At 38.7% G+C, this 17,266-nt stretch carries 11 protein-coding genes; 1 reads left to right on the top strand and 10 read right to left on the bottom strand.

Features of this window, described 5'->3' with window-relative positions:
* Window positions 1-133 precede the first annotated feature (133 nt).
* The 10 genes from QUW60_RS14240 to QUW60_RS14195 all read right to left on the bottom strand — a co-directional run bounded on the left by QUW60_RS14240 (window position 134) and on the right by QUW60_RS14195 (window position 15,411).
* Window positions 134-580 (bottom strand): NanQ anomerase/TabA/YiaL family protein, encoded by a 447-nt coding sequence (locus QUW60_RS14240; RefSeq protein ID WP_289561294.1) that lies wholly within the window; start codon window positions 578-580, stop codon window positions 134-136.
* A 14-nt stretch (window positions 581-594) separates the two neighbouring features.
* Window positions 595-1,824 (bottom strand): MFS transporter, encoded by a 1,230-nt coding sequence (locus QUW60_RS14235; RefSeq protein ID WP_289561292.1) that lies wholly within the window; start codon window positions 1,822-1,824, stop codon window positions 595-597.
* A 21-nt stretch (window positions 1,825-1,845) separates the two neighbouring features.
* Window positions 1,846-3,366 carry a hypothetical protein gene (locus QUW60_RS14230; protein ID WP_289561290.1) on the bottom strand — a complete coding sequence of 507 codons (1,521 nt, stop codon included), beginning with the start codon at window positions 3,364-3,366 and terminating at the stop codon, window positions 1,846-1,848.
* 194 nt (window positions 3,367-3,560) lie between these two features.
* Window positions 3,561-5,114, bottom strand: a complete 1,554-nt coding sequence (locus QUW60_RS14225) for an outer membrane protein assembly factor BamB family protein (RefSeq protein WP_289561288.1) — start codon at window positions 5,112-5,114, stop codon at window positions 3,561-3,563.
* A 7-nt stretch (window positions 5,115-5,121) separates the two neighbouring features.
* Window positions 5,122-6,840: a glycoside hydrolase family protein gene (locus QUW60_RS14220; protein ID WP_289561285.1), complete on the bottom strand. Its 1,719-nt coding sequence runs from the start codon at window positions 6,838-6,840 to the stop codon at window positions 5,122-5,124.
* A gap of 5 nt (window positions 6,841-6,845) precedes the next feature.
* Window positions 6,846-8,507 (bottom strand): glycoside hydrolase family protein, encoded by a 1,662-nt coding sequence (locus tag QUW60_RS14215; protein ID WP_289561296.1) that lies wholly within the window; start codon window positions 8,505-8,507, stop codon window positions 6,846-6,848.
* Window positions 8,508-8,543: 36 nt separating this feature from the next.
* Entirely contained in the window at window positions 8,544-10,292 is a 1,749-nt protein-coding gene (locus tag QUW60_RS14210; protein WP_289561283.1) for a RagB/SusD family nutrient uptake outer membrane protein, read from the bottom strand.
* An 11-nt stretch (window positions 10,293-10,303) separates the two neighbouring features.
* A complete protein-coding gene (locus QUW60_RS14205) occupies window positions 10,304-13,285 on the bottom strand; it encodes a SusC/RagA family TonB-linked outer membrane protein (protein WP_289561281.1) in 2,982 nt (993 codons plus the stop codon).
* Between the two features lie 16 nt (window positions 13,286-13,301).
* Window positions 13,302-14,483, bottom strand: a complete 1,182-nt coding sequence (locus QUW60_RS14200) for an AGE family epimerase/isomerase (protein WP_289561279.1) — start codon at window positions 14,481-14,483, stop codon at window positions 13,302-13,304.
* 10 nt (window positions 14,484-14,493) lie between these two features.
* On the bottom strand, window positions 14,494-15,411 hold the full coding sequence (locus QUW60_RS14195; RefSeq protein WP_289561277.1) for a dihydrodipicolinate synthase family protein: 918 nt from the start codon (window positions 15,409-15,411) through the stop codon (window positions 14,494-14,496).
* Between the two features lie 319 nt (window positions 15,412-15,730).
* Between QUW60_RS14195 and QUW60_RS14190 the strand changes: the two genes are divergently transcribed.
* A complete protein-coding gene (locus QUW60_RS14190) occupies window positions 15,731-16,939 on the top strand; it encodes an ROK family transcriptional regulator (protein WP_289561275.1) in 1,209 nt (402 codons plus the stop codon).
* The last annotated feature ends 327 nt before the right edge of the window (window positions 16,940-17,266 follow it).

Here is a 17,266-nt window from a genome sequence, read left to right as displayed (position 1 = left end):
GACGCGCAATATACAAATGATCTGCACCCTAAAAAAATCAGAAGTATTGCCTAACTTTTGGGGCACAGATCATTCCGGTATGCCTCACTGATTTACAAAAATTTCAGCAGGCTCTGAATATCGAAGAAATTTATTAGAGCCGCACTTTACCTATCAACTTCCTGATCTTACCCTCTCCTATAACCGGGGCATGAGGGTCTTCCGGAAAAACGACAAGAAATTGACCAGGAAGCAAATCCACAAATAAAGTAGGTTCATCAGAATACAATGCACAGTCGCCTTCTTTTTGGTAGCTTTGCTTTAACTGATTTACATCTTCAAAAGCTTTCCATCCGATTCTTTCCTTCCCCTCAAGAAGGATATGCACATCAATATAATCACGATGAACTTCCAATACCTGATCTGACGCCGAAACACAAATGGGGTTTACATTATTGATAAACAAATCATCCCCGGCCAACTCTATTCTTCCACATTCCATATGAAGCAGGTCATGCGTCTTTACATAATCAAACAACATCTTGAACAAAGGATGCAAGGATTCAATCCTTTCACTATTCTGCAAATTTGAAACTATCATAATCGGTAAATTTATTATTCCACATTATCTGTTTTTGGGCGTAAGAAATACAATTGTGCGCAAAGGGCAATAGCAACGACAATTGCCAGCATTGCAAAACCAAGGCCCAAATTACCACTATCACCCCATTGACCGAGAAGATTCGTAATGAAGGCGCCGGCAAACACACCTACCATGTTCATTACACCATAAGCGGTAGCCCTTTGTTTTGAAGAAACAAACTGACAAAGAATCGGCATGTTATTAGTGTCGAATATACCATAGCCTATACCAAATAACAAGCCAGCTCCAACAACAGCCACAATGTTATGGCCAAAGCCTAGTAAAAGCAGTGAAGGAATGGTTAGGCCCAAACCAATAGCACCTGTATACACTCGGCCACGCAAATTCTTTTGAACCCATTTATCCGATAAAGTACCACCTATTATCACACCTATAAATGAAGACACAGCTATCGTAATTGTAGAGATAGGCCCAGCCTGTGACATTGGAAGATCCAGGTTTTCTGCGAACAAAGTAGGCAGCCAGTTCTTTGTTGCCCAACCAGGCAAACTTGGAGCTGCAAAGTAAAGAAGAATGACCCAAAAAGCCACATTGGTAAGTAAAGACTTCAAGCTGGTAAATACATTTTCCTTGTGTGCAAGCGGCTGAGTTCTCCCCATTTCAACTTCCGACTTCTTATCGCGTAAGAACAACATCAGCACAACTGCATAAGCAATGCCAATAATACCGAACCAATGGAAAGTTGTATGCCATGAGAATGCAGCAGCAACAGTCGCCCCAAAGCCACCAACGGCCTGACCTGTATAAAGACCTGTCATGTGGATACCAATAGCCAATGAGCGTGACTTTCCTACATGATAATCAGCGATCAATGACAATGCTGCCGGAATATAAAGAGCTTCACTGATTCCCATGACAGCACGCAGCCAAAATACCTGATCAAATGTGTTTGCAATACCCATCAAATAAGTTACAGAAGACCAAACGAACAAACTTCCTACAATCAGCCACTTTCTGCTTAAACGGTCGGCGATAATACCAGATATTGGGCTCATCAGTCCATATATCCATAAAAACACCGCCATTAAATGACCAAAGTTTGCCGCAGACTGCAATTCAACAATATCAATCTGCATGGCTTCTTTCATTGTACTTAACATCTGTCGGTCCATGTAATTAAGAAGTGCAACTCCCCACAATAAACCGACTACTATCCAAGGATAAATCTTTGAGTTTTTCATTTTCTGATACTATTAATTAAATTATTGGTCTATACCTGTAGGAGACAGCAAAGGACCTCCTCCGGCAGTATACCCTCCACTTAACCCTTTTTCTGTTTTTGAGAACCAGAAAGAGTATATATCCGTATTTCTAGTATAAAACCTTATTGATATTTTTGTACCTATTAAAGAGCTTATGTCTTCGTTCTTCCAACTAAGCTGCAATTTTGTTGAGTTTATCTTTTTAATAATTTTGAAATCGTGTTTAGAGAAACCTTTTATGACATTTGAATTCTCATCTAGCAATTCAGCGTATAAATATCCTTTAACCTCCGCATTTACAAATAAATAGGGATTAGAAACCTCAATTGTTCTTGTCTGCAAAAAACATTCTTTTTTATCTGAATGATAAGAAGCAAACCCATCACGGCGTAAAGTAGCCAATCCTGTAGCAAAGTTTGACGGATGAACAGGACGGCTATTATATCTGCCGCTCATATAAAAATAAAGCGAGTCACCAACAATTATTGGACATCCTGCTACGGACTGAATATTCCCTGCATTCCAAGCCTCAGGATTCTCATCCACTGGCAAAAAAGGCTTTTTATTTTCACGATTCCAATTAAAGCTGTCTTTCGTCCAACCAATAAGAATCTCATTTCTTTTTTGTACCTTAAGCTTTACGCACTCTTTGTTTTCCGGACCTTGCCATACTGAAAAATAACCAAGCAGCAAGTTCTCATACGGCATAGCCTCATGATTATAAATTTGTGGGCGCAAATCCGGGAACAAAGGATGTCGAGGGTCATCGGCATCGGCATTAAACCAGAAGCGTATGAACTTATCCTCTCCGTTAATAAAAGTACGATGCGCCAAACTTACCGCCAATTCGGGGTCTTTATCAGCCAAAAAACACCTTGCCCGACGATAAACGCCATTGATTGTCTTCAAGGATAATACATACTTATCTATAAAAGGATCATAGTAAACAGCACACCTGTCATACAATTCACCTGAAACCGCTTTTGTATCACTCCAATGAATGCCATCGAAAGAGTACTTCAGTTTCATGCTTACAGAGCCTGAATTATTGAAAGCGACCAAAAACATCTTGTATTTTCTGTCTGCTCTTTGTTCAAATTTATCAAGCAAAACAGAAACGCAGTCGTGTTCTACTGTATCGACAATATTTGTACCTGGCACCACATCCAGATCAGGCTTAGACCAAACTTTTCCATCATTTGATTCCGCATAACAGGTGATAAGTCCATTCGTCTTTCCTCCACCAGCAGAATACCACATTTTAAATTTTCCAGACAATTCATCATACCATACTCCACCACTGAAGGGAGCCGCATAAGGATCTCCGTTTTTATTAAACTCCCACGCCTTGTCAGCTTTTAAAATCGGGTTGAATGCATAATATACAGGAACATGATATTTAAAATGCATATCCGTTTCTGAAACAAGAGATTTATCCAACAAGAGATTTCTGCCCTCTCTTGAATAAAGTGAGTTTAAAAATAAAAAACTTGATATTATAAAAAGGACCAATAATCTCATAAGTATTAGGTTTATATGAGGATGTGTCAAAACAGGAAATGACTGCCAATGTCATTCTAAGCAGAGCAAAGAAACAGTGTTCAGCGAAGCCAATCTCGTGTACATCAGCTTATGTTTTCGAGATCCTCCATTATGTCCCCTTAGATGACAAAATGAAAGCAGATCTTCATTTTGACACAGCCTCATTATAGTTCTTATTTCTGCAAACCTGTTCGCTGCCAATTCTGACCCTTCATTGGCCATGCCGAATTAGCAACAGATGAAGCACCTGTAGAAAGATTTAATACGACAGAAACACCAGCCTCAGCCTCAACACTGAGCAACACATTTCCGTCTGCATTCATAACAGGAGATGAATTTGATTTTTCGCCAACTTTCAGTGAAGCATAAGCTGTGCCGTCAGGTTTAACAATATAGTAAACCGCATTATCAGTAACAAAATGAATATATCCACGGTTATCTATCACAGGCACACAGTTTGTTACACTCTCAGCCGTAGCAAAATGCCATTTCAGATTACCGTCTTTATCCAATGCAACAATGCCACCTGTTTCCTGATCAGCAATCACACTACCACCCGTTGCATACAATGTACCGTCTTCACCAATAACTACACCACCGTAACTTACAGAAGAAGGAAGGGCAACCTGCCATTTTTCAGTTCCGTCAGGATTAACAGCACAGACAGCAGCACCTGAAGAAGTTTTACCAACCGTATAGATAGTGCCATCTGAATCTATTGTAACGGCACTGTTGACGCTCGAATATGGATTATAATTAAACTTCTGTGAACCGGTATTTATATCATAGCTATATAAACCAGCAGAAGAAGCACAGAAATAAACTTCACCATTTTTCGATACAGACAAACCTGACGTAATGCCAACAGGTACACTTATCTGTTTAACTAACGAACCATCTGTTGGATTCAGAACAGTTACTGCATAAGGAGAATTTGTGGTATGACCAATATAGATATAGCCATTTGCATCAACAGCAGGTGTAACATAGTTTAAATTAGCATCAATGCCAAAGCCATATGCCCAATGCAATGAACCGTCTGAGGAAACAGCAAATAAGTACGATTTGCGGGCCGATCCAGAATTTTTCAAATCACGAGCCACAACATAAACATCACCATTTGTACCTACAGCAGGACTCGCATAAATAAGCCTCACCCCACCACCGGAATTTCTTGCAGCCAAAGCATCGTTCACATTAAATGACCATTTAACTGACCCGGAAGCCACATCATATGCTTTCAGCTGCACATCATAAGCATTATCGGCAGACTGGTCAGCAATAGCATATACAGTATTACCGTCAGCAGAAAGAGCTGGAGAAACAGTGCTTTCAATCGCGCCCAACAATGGAGTTTGCCAGGTAATATTAATTAATTTATCAGGATCAAGGATTGTAATGTCTTTAGATGCCTGGGCTTTCAAACCATTATTGTCAGTAACAGTTAAAGTAATAGTAAATGTTCCACTGGCACTGTAAGTATGAGAAGGATTCTGTTCTGAAGATTTGCTGTCATCAGAATCACCGAACTTCCATTCCCAAACTACAATAGAATTACCTTCAGAAGGGACAGATTTATCTGTAAACTGAATGGCATCACCAATCATATACGTATTCTCAACGTACTCAAAAGCTGCTTTTGCAGCGGTGTTATATACGGTATCGTCATCTTTGCATGAAGAGAACAATAATATACCAATCGTTAATAAGTAAAATATCTTTTTCATATTTCATTCATTTTTTATCTTGACCGTTAACATTGCAACCAGGTCCGCCTCCACCTGTATAGCCCTGACTTACTCCAGATTCATCTGCAGAAATCCAGAAAGAATATAGGTCGCCGTCATCAAGATAGAATTTAACAATAATATTTTTTCCTTGAATAGAATCCAGTGATTGGTTTGAAGTCCATGTCACTAGATTTTTTGTATTATCACCAGTTATCAGATTACAATCATCTTTTGAAAAACCATTTATGACTTCACCATTTTCATTCAATAGCTCAACCTTTAATGAACCGTTAATCTTTGCATTAACAAAGAAAAACTTGCCAGCAAATTGAAGTTTATTGGTTGTCAATTCTCCGCTGCCCGCCATTGAAACAAATCCATCACGTCTTAATGTAGCCAGACCTGTTGTTGTAACTTCATTTCCATTATCAAGGCGTCTGCCACTGACGTAAAAATATAACTTGTCATTTACAATCAACGGAGAACCTGCTACAGACTGTACATTACCAGCATTCCACGCAACAGCATTGTCACTTACCGGAATGAAAGGATTCATGTCTTCGCGATACCAACTATAGCCGTCCCGACTGTAACCCACCATAACTTGATTACGTTTGATTACATTATCGCTGGCACATACATCATTTTCCGGTCCAGCCCATACTGAAAAGAAACCGAGCATAAGACTCTCATAAGGAGTTGCATCCAAATTATAAATCGCCGGATCTACATCAGGATAAGATGGATGATGCAACTCATTTGGCCAAGGACCAAACCAAAATGCGCCCAATTGCGCTTCTGCATTCTTCGTTCCTGCTACAGGATCTTCATTTTCATTATAGTCACGGGCACGTACAAGCTTCGAAGCATTGATTCTAACATTATGTCTCATGCTGAAGACCCAATTATTGCGGAAAGGATTCTTGTACACCGTTGAGCGGTCAGCAATATCTTTTGAATTTGCAGTTTCACGCCATATCTTTCCATCAGAAGATGTTTTATAGGTATATCTCCATTTGGAATCAACCCTTTCAACCAAAAACATTTTATAACGTTTAGAACTATTTTCTTCCTGCTTGTCAATCCACACGACAGAAGCATCGCGGTCTGAATTGTAATCTACGATGTTGGTTCCTTTCACAATAGACAAGTCTGGCTTCGTCCAATTAATACCATCAGTAGATTCGGCATAACACATAACACCTGCACCATTAACTGAATAGGAACCGCCACCGCCCATATACCACATCTTAAACTTCTGTTCACTTTCATCATACCACACACCATCACTAAAAGGTGCAGCAAATGAAGCCCCTTTTGTACCAGTCATTTCCCAAGGCTTATCAGCCTTTAAGACGGGATTACCTGCATACAATTCTGGATAATGGAAAACTCTTTTCAGCGTTGTAGATTTAATAAGAAAATCATCCACAAACAACTGTCTTCCTATTGAAATGTTAATTACTTCGGGTTTAGTTTCCAGATAGAAAGGTGACATCCCTTTTTCTATATCTGAAGTATACGAACGAACCGGAGGCCAAACATCAGGAAGTTTAATACCATTATACAGCAAATTCGGGTCTGACGGAATTTCTGGTTCTTCAGGTCCCTCCGGAGTCGGGCTTTCGGGAGCTTCCGGATCTGCATTGCTTGGTGTGCCATCACTACAACTGTAAGCAACAGCTGCAGCCACGACAAAACATAAATATTTAAACAGTTTCATGATTGCTATTTCACAGGTTTATCAATACCATCGGCAGAGAGGCCGGGACCTCCACCACCTGTATAACCACGGCTTTCACCGCTTTCCCAAGGAGAAATCCAGAAGGCATACAAATCAGCATCCTTCACATAGAATTTCAGACGAATATTCTTTCCAGAAAGAGGAGAAAGATCCTTATTGTCTTTCCAAACAATCAGCTGTTTCGTACTATCTACCTTCTTAAGCTCAACACATTCTTTTCGGGTAAATCCTTTTATCGGGCTGCCATTTTCGTCAAGAACTTCAACAGACAAAGAAGCTTTCTTATTTTTCACATCAGCATTGACAAACAAGTATTTTCCATCAAAAGAAAGTTTCTCTGTTATCAGAAAGCCTTCCTCTTTACCCGCATGCATAGAAACAAAGCCATCACGACGTAAAGTAGCCAGACCCGTAGAAGTATAACTATCCCACATTATCGTATTCAAACGGCGTCCGCTGGAATAGAAATAAAGAGAATCACCAACAATCAAAGGAACACCATTAATAGACTGCATATTACCCCAGTTCCATGCCCCTTCAGTTTCATTTACACCCATGAAAGGTTTGAATGACTGGCGTGAGAAATGGAATCCATCACGGCTATATCCCAAGAATACTTCATTCTTCTTTTGAATTCCGTGTTCGGCACAAATGTTATTCTCCGGTCCTTGCCAGACACTATACATTCCCAACATAATGCTTTCATAGGCAATCGCATCAAAATTGTAAATGCCCGGATCAACTTCTGGAAACTTCGGATGGCGAGGTTCCTTGTCACTTGGAGTAAACCAGAATACAATATTCTTATCTGCAGTGGTCCTGTTCGTCCTGTGCGCAAAACTTACAGCCAGTTCTGGGTCTGCATTTTCAAGATAAGACCTGGAGCGTGATGAAACAGGAGTACCATAACGCATGCTCAATGCCCAAACACCTCTAAATGGATTATAGAAAGCTGATGAACGATCATAAAGATCACCAGACTGTGCTACACCGTCAGACCAATGGATACCGTCAGCTGAGTATTTAAGGACAAACTGCCAGCGTCTGTCAGTGGGACGACGTTCAACGTTGAACATCTTATACCTCTTTGCCGGATCTTTTTCAAACTTATCCAGCCATATAGTAGCAGCATCTCGATTACATGTATCTACAATATTGGTTTGCCTATAAATATCAAGAACAGGCTTTGTCCAGTGTTTTCCATCCTCCGATTCTGCATATCCTGTATAAAAGGTCTGTTTATCCTGTTTATGGATAGAACCTGCTCCAGCCAGATACCACATCTTATATTTTTTATCTTTCTCATCATACCAGATGCCATCACTGAATGGAGAAGCATAAGGAGCACCTTCAATCGTTTTTTCCCATTCCTTATCTGGCTGAAGAACCGGATTACCCTCATAAAAATTAGGCTGATGCGAGATCTGTTCCAGATTTGTTTCTGCAATCAGGAAATTATCAACAAACAACTGCCTTCCTACATTTACCGGTATTACATCCGGTTTTTTTTGCAGATACGGCACCGGCATATCTTGAGCCTTAGCGGGCACCTCATAACGAGGTGGCCACTGGGCAGGAAGTTCTATACCATTAGCTGATATTCTTGTTTGAGCTTGAACAGCTACATTAAAACAAAATGTCAGCATTAAAGACGATAAGATGTATTGTGTTTTCATAAATTATTAATAACCTGGATTGTTTGATTCAATATAAGGATTAGAGTTCATTTCGTTAATAGGAATAGGCAGCCATTCATGCTTATTGGCAACGAAGCCCTGAAAATCAGTTTCACTTACAAACTTCTTAAAGTTTGGATCTTCGCTCTGCAACTGTTTGAAACGAGTGGATAATTCACCCCAACGCAACAAGTCATAGAAACGATGGCCTTCCAATGCAAATTCAAGGATTCGTTCATGTTTAAGATCACCCATCGTTACACTGGTCAAGTCAGCCATATCAGCGCGACGACGGACTTCATTGATTGCATCCAAAGGTGTTTTTTCCCCCTGCGTACCACCATTAAGAACAGCTTCTGCATACATTAAAAGAACATCAGCATATCGGATATATCTCCAATTCATACCATTGGCACGCGGCTGGTTATATACATATTCTTTCACACCACCACCAACACCTGTCAGCTTTACACTTCCATCTGTATTCGTTTGTATAGGCATGGAAAAGTCAACCCCTTTCTTTATACCAGCTTTAAATGGATAGGCCAAGGCATTGGATTGAGTCTGAAAGCCTTCTTTTCCATTAGTTTCAGGATACAAATCTTCCCAATGTTTTCCACCAGGACCTTCTAACCGAATAGGATTACCTTGTGCATCCTGATGAAGCTTGATTTCAGGCTTACGGTCATCAAACATCAATGTGGAGAACATACGAATATCTGTAAATCCATTCTTATCAATTGAATTTACATACTCATTATATAACCAATTATGAGCAACGCCTTCATAACCAACGCCTGCACCTGGCAATAAAAGCCCACGTGAATCAAAAGCCAGACCTGAGGTTGCTGTACCAGGGTTAAATCCTGCGTTGTCTACATCACCTAAGAAATTAATCTCTAGAATTGATTCTGGATTTGCATCATTTTCGTGGATAATATCAAAATTATAAGAATACTCGGGAGCAAGTTCGTATTTACCATATACTCCCTTGATGATCTCATTAAATTCACTAGCAGCCTCTGAATAGTAAGTGGTGGTTTCGGAACCGTAAAAATGCTCAATACCACTTCTATAGAGATAAGCTTTGCCAAGCAACGCAGCAGCTGACGCCTTGGTCACACGACCTGCATCATCGCTACTCCAGAAGCCTTTATTGGGAAGATACGCCTTAGCTTGTTTCAAATCTTCAATTATAAAATCCCACACGCTTGATGGGGCTTCTGTCGGACGAACATAATCCGAAGCATCCTGAGGCATATGTCTTATAGGAGAAACCTGACGATAGTTTGTAAGCAGATAGAAATGTGCAAAGGCACGCCAAAAATATGCTTCACCAATATAGGCATTTTTCAAGTCCTGCTGATTCCCAAAATCTACATTATCTATTGTTTCAATGATAAAACTTGCCTGTGAAGCTGTAGTATACATAAGAGTATAAGGTTGCTCAATTGTATAGTAACTGGCATTCAAGTCTGCTCCATACATACCAGGCTTTGCATAATCCGAATTGGAAGAGGCTTCATCGGAACGGATAATTTGAGTTTTAGAACCAGAAGCGCCCAAACAACGTTGAGTCTGTATATATCCATACATTGTCACAACGGCATCATTCACCGCTGAGGGTGAAGTAAAATATGCACCCATACTCGGCTGGTTAGGATTGATAGCAAGTTCGTTAAAAACATCGCTACAACCAGAAAACATCAGACTGCCAGCAAATAAGACTATAGCTATTTTATTGTTTATTTTCATAATATCAGTATTTAGAATGAGGCATTAAAACCAAAAGTATATGTTCTAGCATTAGGATAAGAAGAAGAATCTATACCACGAGAAAACAAAGCATTTGAACTTACTTCAGGGTCATAACCAGAATATCCAGTAATGGTAAACAAATTCTGGATACCAGCATACAGGCGTAAGCGGTTAAAACCAATCTTCTTAAGGATCTTCTCTGGGAAATTATATCCAATCTGGAAATTCTTCAATCGAAGATAAGAACCATCCTCAATATAGAAAGTGCTTGGCAAAGAGTTGCCACCACGCGTATTATCTGTTTTCATTATAGGAATACCCGTATTCTTATTATCCGGAGTCCAGGCATTTAACACATCAGTAACACAGTTATTTGAATAGTCAAAATAATAAGTGTATTTCATCTGATTAAATATATCGTTGCCATATACGCCCTGAAAGAACATAGTCAAATCAAAATCCTTATAAGTCATTGATAGATTCAAACCATAATCAAAATCAGGAATAGGATTACCAATAATAACTTTATCTTCTGCATTAACTATGCCATTTGTATCCGTATCAGTAAAGATGAAGTTACCGTCAGCATCAAAGCCATCAATAGTATAACCATAGAAAGAGCCGATAGGATAGCCCGGCATGGTAATTGAAGGAGAGTCATTGAAATAACTTGACATAGCTCCCGACGTGATAGGCTGCACATTTTCTCCTAATGCCAATACCTTATTTTGCAGTGTACTGAAGTTGAATGTTGCATCAATACTCAAGTCTTTTGTAATCTGTTTACGATAATTTGCCATGAACTCCCAGCCTTTATTTTCTACAGAAGCCGTATTTACATAAGGTTTTTCACTTGAACTGTTAATCTCAAAAATCTGTCCAGAAGACAGGTTTAAATCAATCTGAGCCAACAAGTCAATATTCTTCTTGTAGAAATAGTCAATCTGGAAAGTCAATTCATTATTCAAGAAACCAAATTCCAAACCAATATCTGCAGTCTTTGCCGTTTCCCATTTCAAGTTAGCTGTTTTCAAGTAAGCAGCACGTCCATTCGTATAACGTACACCACCAAATGTATGAGGAATAGGACCGAAAGCAATATTGTCAAAGCTATAAGGATCAAGAAAATTCGCACCAAGTTCACCGTAACTTGCACGAAGCTTTAATTTACTCATCACCTTATTCCTAAACCACTTTTCCTGATGTACATTCCAACCAGCAGAAACTGAGGGAAAATAACCGACTCTACAGTCTTTAGCAAACTTGGATGATTCATCACGACGAATACTTAAAGAAAGCAAGTATCTGTTATCATAATCATAATTAAAACGCGCAAAGAATGAAAGAAGAGCAGCATTTGTATCCCCTGCTGAAATCTTACCATCAACATTAGAAAAACCTGTTATTGACGTACCACCTAAGTCATTGATTGTTGACAAACTCATAGAGCGATAGTATTCTCTCATCCAACTGGTACCCAACAATGCATCAATGGTATGACGTCCAAAAGTATTGTTATAAGTAAGCAAGTTATCAATTGTATAATTCCATTCTTCTCCACGGCTTTCAGAAATACTGTTACGTGTATTACCATAATTCGTATCAGGAGTACCGTCTTCATTCCACTTGGAATAGTATTCTGGAGTATGAGTATAGTTATGAGAATTGCTGTAATTACCACTAAATGTAATTTTATATTTCAATCCTTTATATAAATCCAGTGAAGCACTTAACGAACCAATAACATCAGTAACCTTATTGTATCGATCTGTATAATAAAGAGGAGCAATCTTATTTTGAGACTGTCCATCTTCAGGATTGATGTAATAGTCTGCACCTCCAGAAACCAAACGACCTTGATCATCGTAAATGGGAAGAGTAGGAAGCGAGATATTAAATGCCGTTGTAGGAGTCTTGTCACGATGTGTAATAGCCAAATTCTCCTGCAAAGAGAAGATTCCTTTTTTGAAAGATGAATTTACACGGAAATTATAGCGCTTATAGTCTGAATAGATGGTCATACCTGTCTGATCCAGATAACCAAGACTCGTATTGAATGTAGAATTTTCACCACCGCCTGAAATTGAAGCATTCAAATTCCACATTGGAGCATACTGAATCCATTCTCTTGCCCAATCTGTATTTTGATTAGGATTTGTAGGATTATCATTTTCTGGAGCATGAGCAAGACCACTGTTATCAGCCACCTTATTGGCAAATTCACGCCATTGAGAAGCATCCAAAAAATCTGGAATATTTGTAGGAGTCTGGAAAGCATAAGAACCGTCTATCTCTATAACCGGTTTACCTTGTTTTCCTTTCTTTGTCGTAATCAAGACAACACCGTTGGCTGCACGTGAGCCATAGATTGCAGCAGCAGAACCATCCTTCAATACCTCAATAGACTCAATATCATTGGGGTTCAAAGAAGACAAGCCACTATTACTGAAAGCTCCGTCAATTACATACAAAGGTTCAGTGGAACCAAAGGTTGCAGCACCACGGATAACGATATTTACATCAGCACCGGCAATCCCGCCTTGTTGAATCACGTCAACACCCGGGGTACGTCCCTGCAATGCAGATGCAACATTTGAAGAAGTCTGCTTTACTATTTCTTTACTAGAAATAGAAGCAACAGAAGCAGTCATACTAGATTTTTTCTGAACGCCATAACCAATAACGACGACTTCTTCCAACTGCTCTGTATTTTCTTTTAAGACAATTTTAAAAGAGCTCTTACCTGCAACTGGGATTTCTTGTGTAGCATATCCAATATAACTAATTACCAAAGTAGCTTGAGGAGATACGGTCAGATTAAAGCTTCCATCCAAATCAGTAATTGTCCCATTAGATGTTCCTTTTTCAAGGACAGAAGCACCGATGATTGGCTCATTCAGATTATCAAGGACTAATCCTGTGATAGCTTTTTGCGCAAAAGCTATCACAGGCAAAAAGATACTAACTAATACTAACAAGCATGTTTTCATATACTAGATGTTTAAATTATTCAGATAAGATTTCATTACATAGCATATACCCTTTTATCATCATTCTTGGAATATGGAAAGGACCTTTAAAGAGATTACCTTTCGCAGGCTGTGCTATTGTACCGTCACGATGCAGATAACCGTACCATTCTCCAAATTCGCTGTCAGGGAAATGAGCATACGCCCAGTCACTGATTTGTTTATGACGCTTCAAGTATTTTTCATCCTTGGTCAGCCTATATGCATATAAGTTGGCAATAATGGCTTCTGTCTGTGGCCACCAAAATTTCATGTCCTGTGAATAGTCCTGAGGAGGAAGATTCTTACAATCCTTGAAATTGATAATACCACCGTATTGTTTATCCCATCCCCATTCCCAGGACCAATCAAGGATGGTCAGTGCCATGCCGATGAGTTCTTTGTTGTCGTTCATGTTACGTGCTACATCAAACAAGAACCAAGAGGTTTCAATGCAATGTCCTGGATTTATAGTACGGCCATTCATTGTATCAATAAATTCTCCTTTAGGACCAACCATTTCCAGCAAGGCATTGAACTCAGGATGCATGAAATAATTTTTCAGTGCATAAACGGATTCTTCAATCTGTGCATCAAGTTCCGGGTCTGAAATCACCTTCTTGATACTGGAAGCCACATTAACCATGATCATGGTGATGGAATGGCCTTGCGCCTGAACCGCTGGTAAATATTTTGGTTCAAGTATGCCCGGAGTACTCAAGAAGTGGCGCATGCGTTTGAACAAGTCTAATGCTTTTTGAGCATATTCCTTATTGCCTGTGGCCAGCGCATATTCAGACATGGCAATGGCGGCAAAACTTTCAGAAAATACATATCTTCTTTTCCGCAGCGGAGTACCATCTGCTGCTACCTCAAAATACATTCGCCCATCGGTATCAAAACAATACTTTTCGATAAAGTCAAGTGTAAGCTTGGCTGCTTCCAGCCATTCAGGTTTTTTCTCTATATTGTTATATGCAAACGAACAAATAAAAGCAAAGCGTCCCTGAAACCAGACAGATTTAGTGGTATCAATCAACTGTCCATTACGTGCTACGCAGGTATATATACCACCGTATTCCTTGTCAAGACCATACTTTAACCAGAATGGCATAATGTTATGGGTAAGATCCTCTTTATAATTCTCGGCCCAATATTTAGCGTAAATTTCTATAGACATAAAAGTGATTTTAGAATTTATTGCAACGGTCAAAGAAGTTGATGGCTTCCAATTCTGCCTTCATGCGCATTTCTTCTTCGTCTGTCATATTCTGGAATGGAATACGGTTCTTACCCAAATCCAGTCCGATGAGCTTCATGATTCGTTTACCTCCCACGATATTACCGCGGTAGTGACAAATCACGTTGATTACATCTTGAGAAAAATTCTGCAATTCTCGAGCTTTTTCGATGTCACCCGCTTTCCATGCATCGATGATGCCAACCAAATTGATTCCGTTATAATTAGTTGTACCGCCGATACCACCTTGTGCACCACCCATAGCCAATGACGGAAGAATTGTTTCATCCTGTCCATGCAGCATATCAAATTTACCATTCTTGTACAAACGGCACTGATTGTATTCATAGATGCTTTCATACGTATACTTTATACCTGCGAAATTCGGAATACGTCCGTCCACAGCTTTCAGAAATTCTACCATTGGCAAGAAAGCACCATTGAATGCCGGGATGTGATAATAATAAAAAGGAAGATTCGGCGCACTTGCCGCAATTTCCTCACAATATTCCACCAGTTCCTCAATACGGTTAATTTTTGGGAATGGAGGAGCCATAGCCCCAATACCCCATGCACCAATCTTCTGAGCGTGCTCAGCCAGCATCTTGCTTGCTTTTACACAGCAGCTTCCTACATGCACAATTACCTTGAAGTCTTTGGGAGCAACTTTCATCCATTCTTCAGCTAGTTCCATACGTTCCTTTTCGGTCAGCATGTAGCCTTCACCAGATGAACCGTTAATAAATACGCCCTTCAAACCATTTTTAGCAAGCATTTTAGCATAAGTTCCAATAGGCTCCAAATTCACTTCTCCATTTTCATAAAACGGAGTAAAGGGAGCATCAATTAATCCAATAATTTTTTCCATGATTTTTAATTTTAATTGATTATTACAAAACAAACATATAGATTAAATCTATACTTACTAAAATAAAAACCAAATATTTTCTGAGTAAAGACAATTTTCTTCCAAAAAGATGCTATACAACATAATATAATTGTTATTTATGTGTTTTTTATCAAATAGTTTATTAATTGTTTTAGTTTATACGTTGCACCTTCCACTTATTATACCACTATTACCCGACAGTTTATTTAATAAAGACTCTTTTTTTTATAAAGTCAGAAAAATCAAATTTCATAAAGCATTTTACTATATTTGCAGGTAGCTTATAAAACAATAAAACATGGACGAGAAAAAGAACAAGAAAATAAAAGTTTCATCGTATACCCTTTTATCACATTTCTTGAGTAATGACACATTGTCAATACCACAAATCGCTAAAGAGATGGGATTAAGCCTTCCAACTACAGGAAAGCTAGTAAACGAACTATTAGAAAAGGATTACATACAAAATATCGGGAAACTCGAACAAAGGGAAGGAAGGCCACCTATGTTATTTTCTATAAATCCTCAAGTCGGATATTTTTTAGGAATAGACATAAAGCAAAATTATATTAGAACTGGTTTAATAAATTTTGCAGGTACAATTATATCAATAAAAAATACACCTTACAACTACCAAAATACACAACAAAGTTTTGACGAACTTTGTTGCATAATAAATGCGTTTGTAAGAGAAAGTAAAATAAACACTACCCTCATTATAAACATACAAATCAATATATCAGGCAGAGTAAATCCGATACAGGGCATAAGCCACACGATGTTCTCATTCTTGGACGATCCTATATCAGAAGTCTTAGAATACAAGCTTGGACATCCTGTCACAATAGAAAATGACACGCGTTCAATGTTTTATGGGGAATTATACAAAGGCTGTATTAAAAACCAAAAAGATATAATCTATATAAATTTGGGATGGGGATTAGGTTCCGCCATTATGATAAACGGGAATATTGTCAAAGGGAAATCTGGGTTTGCAGGAGAGTTAGGACATTTTTATGCTTTCGAGAACGAAATCTTATGCCATTGCGGCAAGAAAGGATGCCTTGAAACAGAAGTCTCAGGTTCAGCCTTTTGCAGAATATGCAAAGAGGAAATATTAAAGGGGAAACAGTCAATTCTGTCAAAACAAGTAATGAAGAATCCAGAGAGTCTTAACCTAGATAATATATTACAAGCAATAGAGAATGAAGACTTATTGTGTATTGAAATAATGGAAGGAATAGCCACTAAACTAGGAAAGGAGCTGGCAAACCTAATCAACTTGTTAAATCCTGAACTTATTATTATAGGTGGTAGCCTCTCTAAAACTGGAGATTATTTATTACTGCCCTTAAAAGTCGCTTTAAAAAAATACACATTAAACCTGGTAAACAAAGATTGCAAGGTAATGTTATCTACCCTAAAAGATGAAGCAGGAATTGTTGGTGCCTGCTATCTAGCCAGACGCAATTATCTTAAAGAGCTTAAAGAAAAATACGGTCAATAAGGCAACCCAAATATCAATAGTGGATGAATAAACAATGACCCAATGCAAGAGCCCTATATGTTATAACCATAAAGATGAAACAACAGAACGATTGAAGAATAGAGAAAAAACAACATTAAAAAGTCCGGAAAGTGTATTGACAAAACAAAATGAAGAATCTGGCAACCAATGCTGACTGTAATATATAGGTTCAACAAAACAATAGCGTCTGCAACTATTAGGTTTATAGCGACAGCCGCTATTGTTGTATATAAAGGTTTAATACCTGTAGTTTACCAAATGCTTACGCCCAAAGCGCATACTTTCCATCGTATAAAGGAAGGTGCA

This window comes from Bacteroides gallinaceum, assembly GCF_030373775.1.
Lineage (GTDB): Bacteria > Bacteroidota > Bacteroidia > Bacteroidales > Bacteroidaceae > Phocaeicola > Phocaeicola excrementipullorum.
Note: the sequence above shows the minus strand (reverse complement) of the source record. Positions and strands in the feature narration are given on the sequence as shown.

What these genes read in the sequence shown, in the direction of transcription:
- QUW60_RS14235 (WP_289561292.1), bottom strand. Translation starts at nt 1,824, where the DNA reads ATGAAAAACTCAAAGATTTATCCTTGGATAGTAGTCGGTTTATTGTGG.
- QUW60_RS14200 (WP_289561279.1), bottom strand. Translation starts at nt 14,483, where the DNA reads ATGTCTATAGAAATTTACGCTAAATATTGGGCCGAGAATTATAAAGAG.
- QUW60_RS14190 (WP_289561275.1), top strand. Translation starts at nt 15,731, where the DNA reads ATGGACGAGAAAAAGAACAAGAAAATAAAAGTTTCATCGTATACCCTT.
- QUW60_RS14240 (WP_289561294.1), bottom strand. Translation starts at nt 580, where the DNA reads ATGATAGTTTCAAATTTGCAGAATAGTGAAAGGATTGAATCCTTGCAT.
- QUW60_RS14225 (WP_289561288.1), bottom strand. Translation starts at nt 5,114, where the DNA reads ATGAAAAAGATATTTTACTTATTAACGATTGGTATATTATTGTTCTCT.
- QUW60_RS14215 (WP_289561296.1), bottom strand. Translation starts at nt 8,507, where the DNA reads ATGCTGACATTTTGTTTTAATGTAGCTGTTCAAGCTCAAACAAGAATA.
- QUW60_RS14210 (WP_289561283.1), bottom strand. Translation starts at nt 10,292, where the DNA reads ATGAAAATAAACAATAAAATAGCTATAGTCTTATTTGCTGGCAGTCTG.
- QUW60_RS14195 (WP_289561277.1), bottom strand. Translation starts at nt 15,411, where the DNA reads ATGGAAAAAATTATTGGATTAATTGATGCTCCCTTTACTCCGTTTTAT.
- QUW60_RS14220 (WP_289561285.1), bottom strand. Translation starts at nt 6,840, where the DNA reads ATGAAACTGTTTAAATATTTATGTTTTGTCGTGGCTGCAGCTGTTGCT.
- QUW60_RS14205 (WP_289561281.1), bottom strand. Translation starts at nt 13,285, where the DNA reads ATGAAAACATGCTTGTTAGTATTAGTTAGTATCTTTTTGCCTGTGATA.
- QUW60_RS14230 (WP_289561290.1), bottom strand. Translation starts at nt 3,366, where the DNA reads ATGAGATTATTGGTCCTTTTTATAATATCAAGTTTTTTATTTTTAAAC.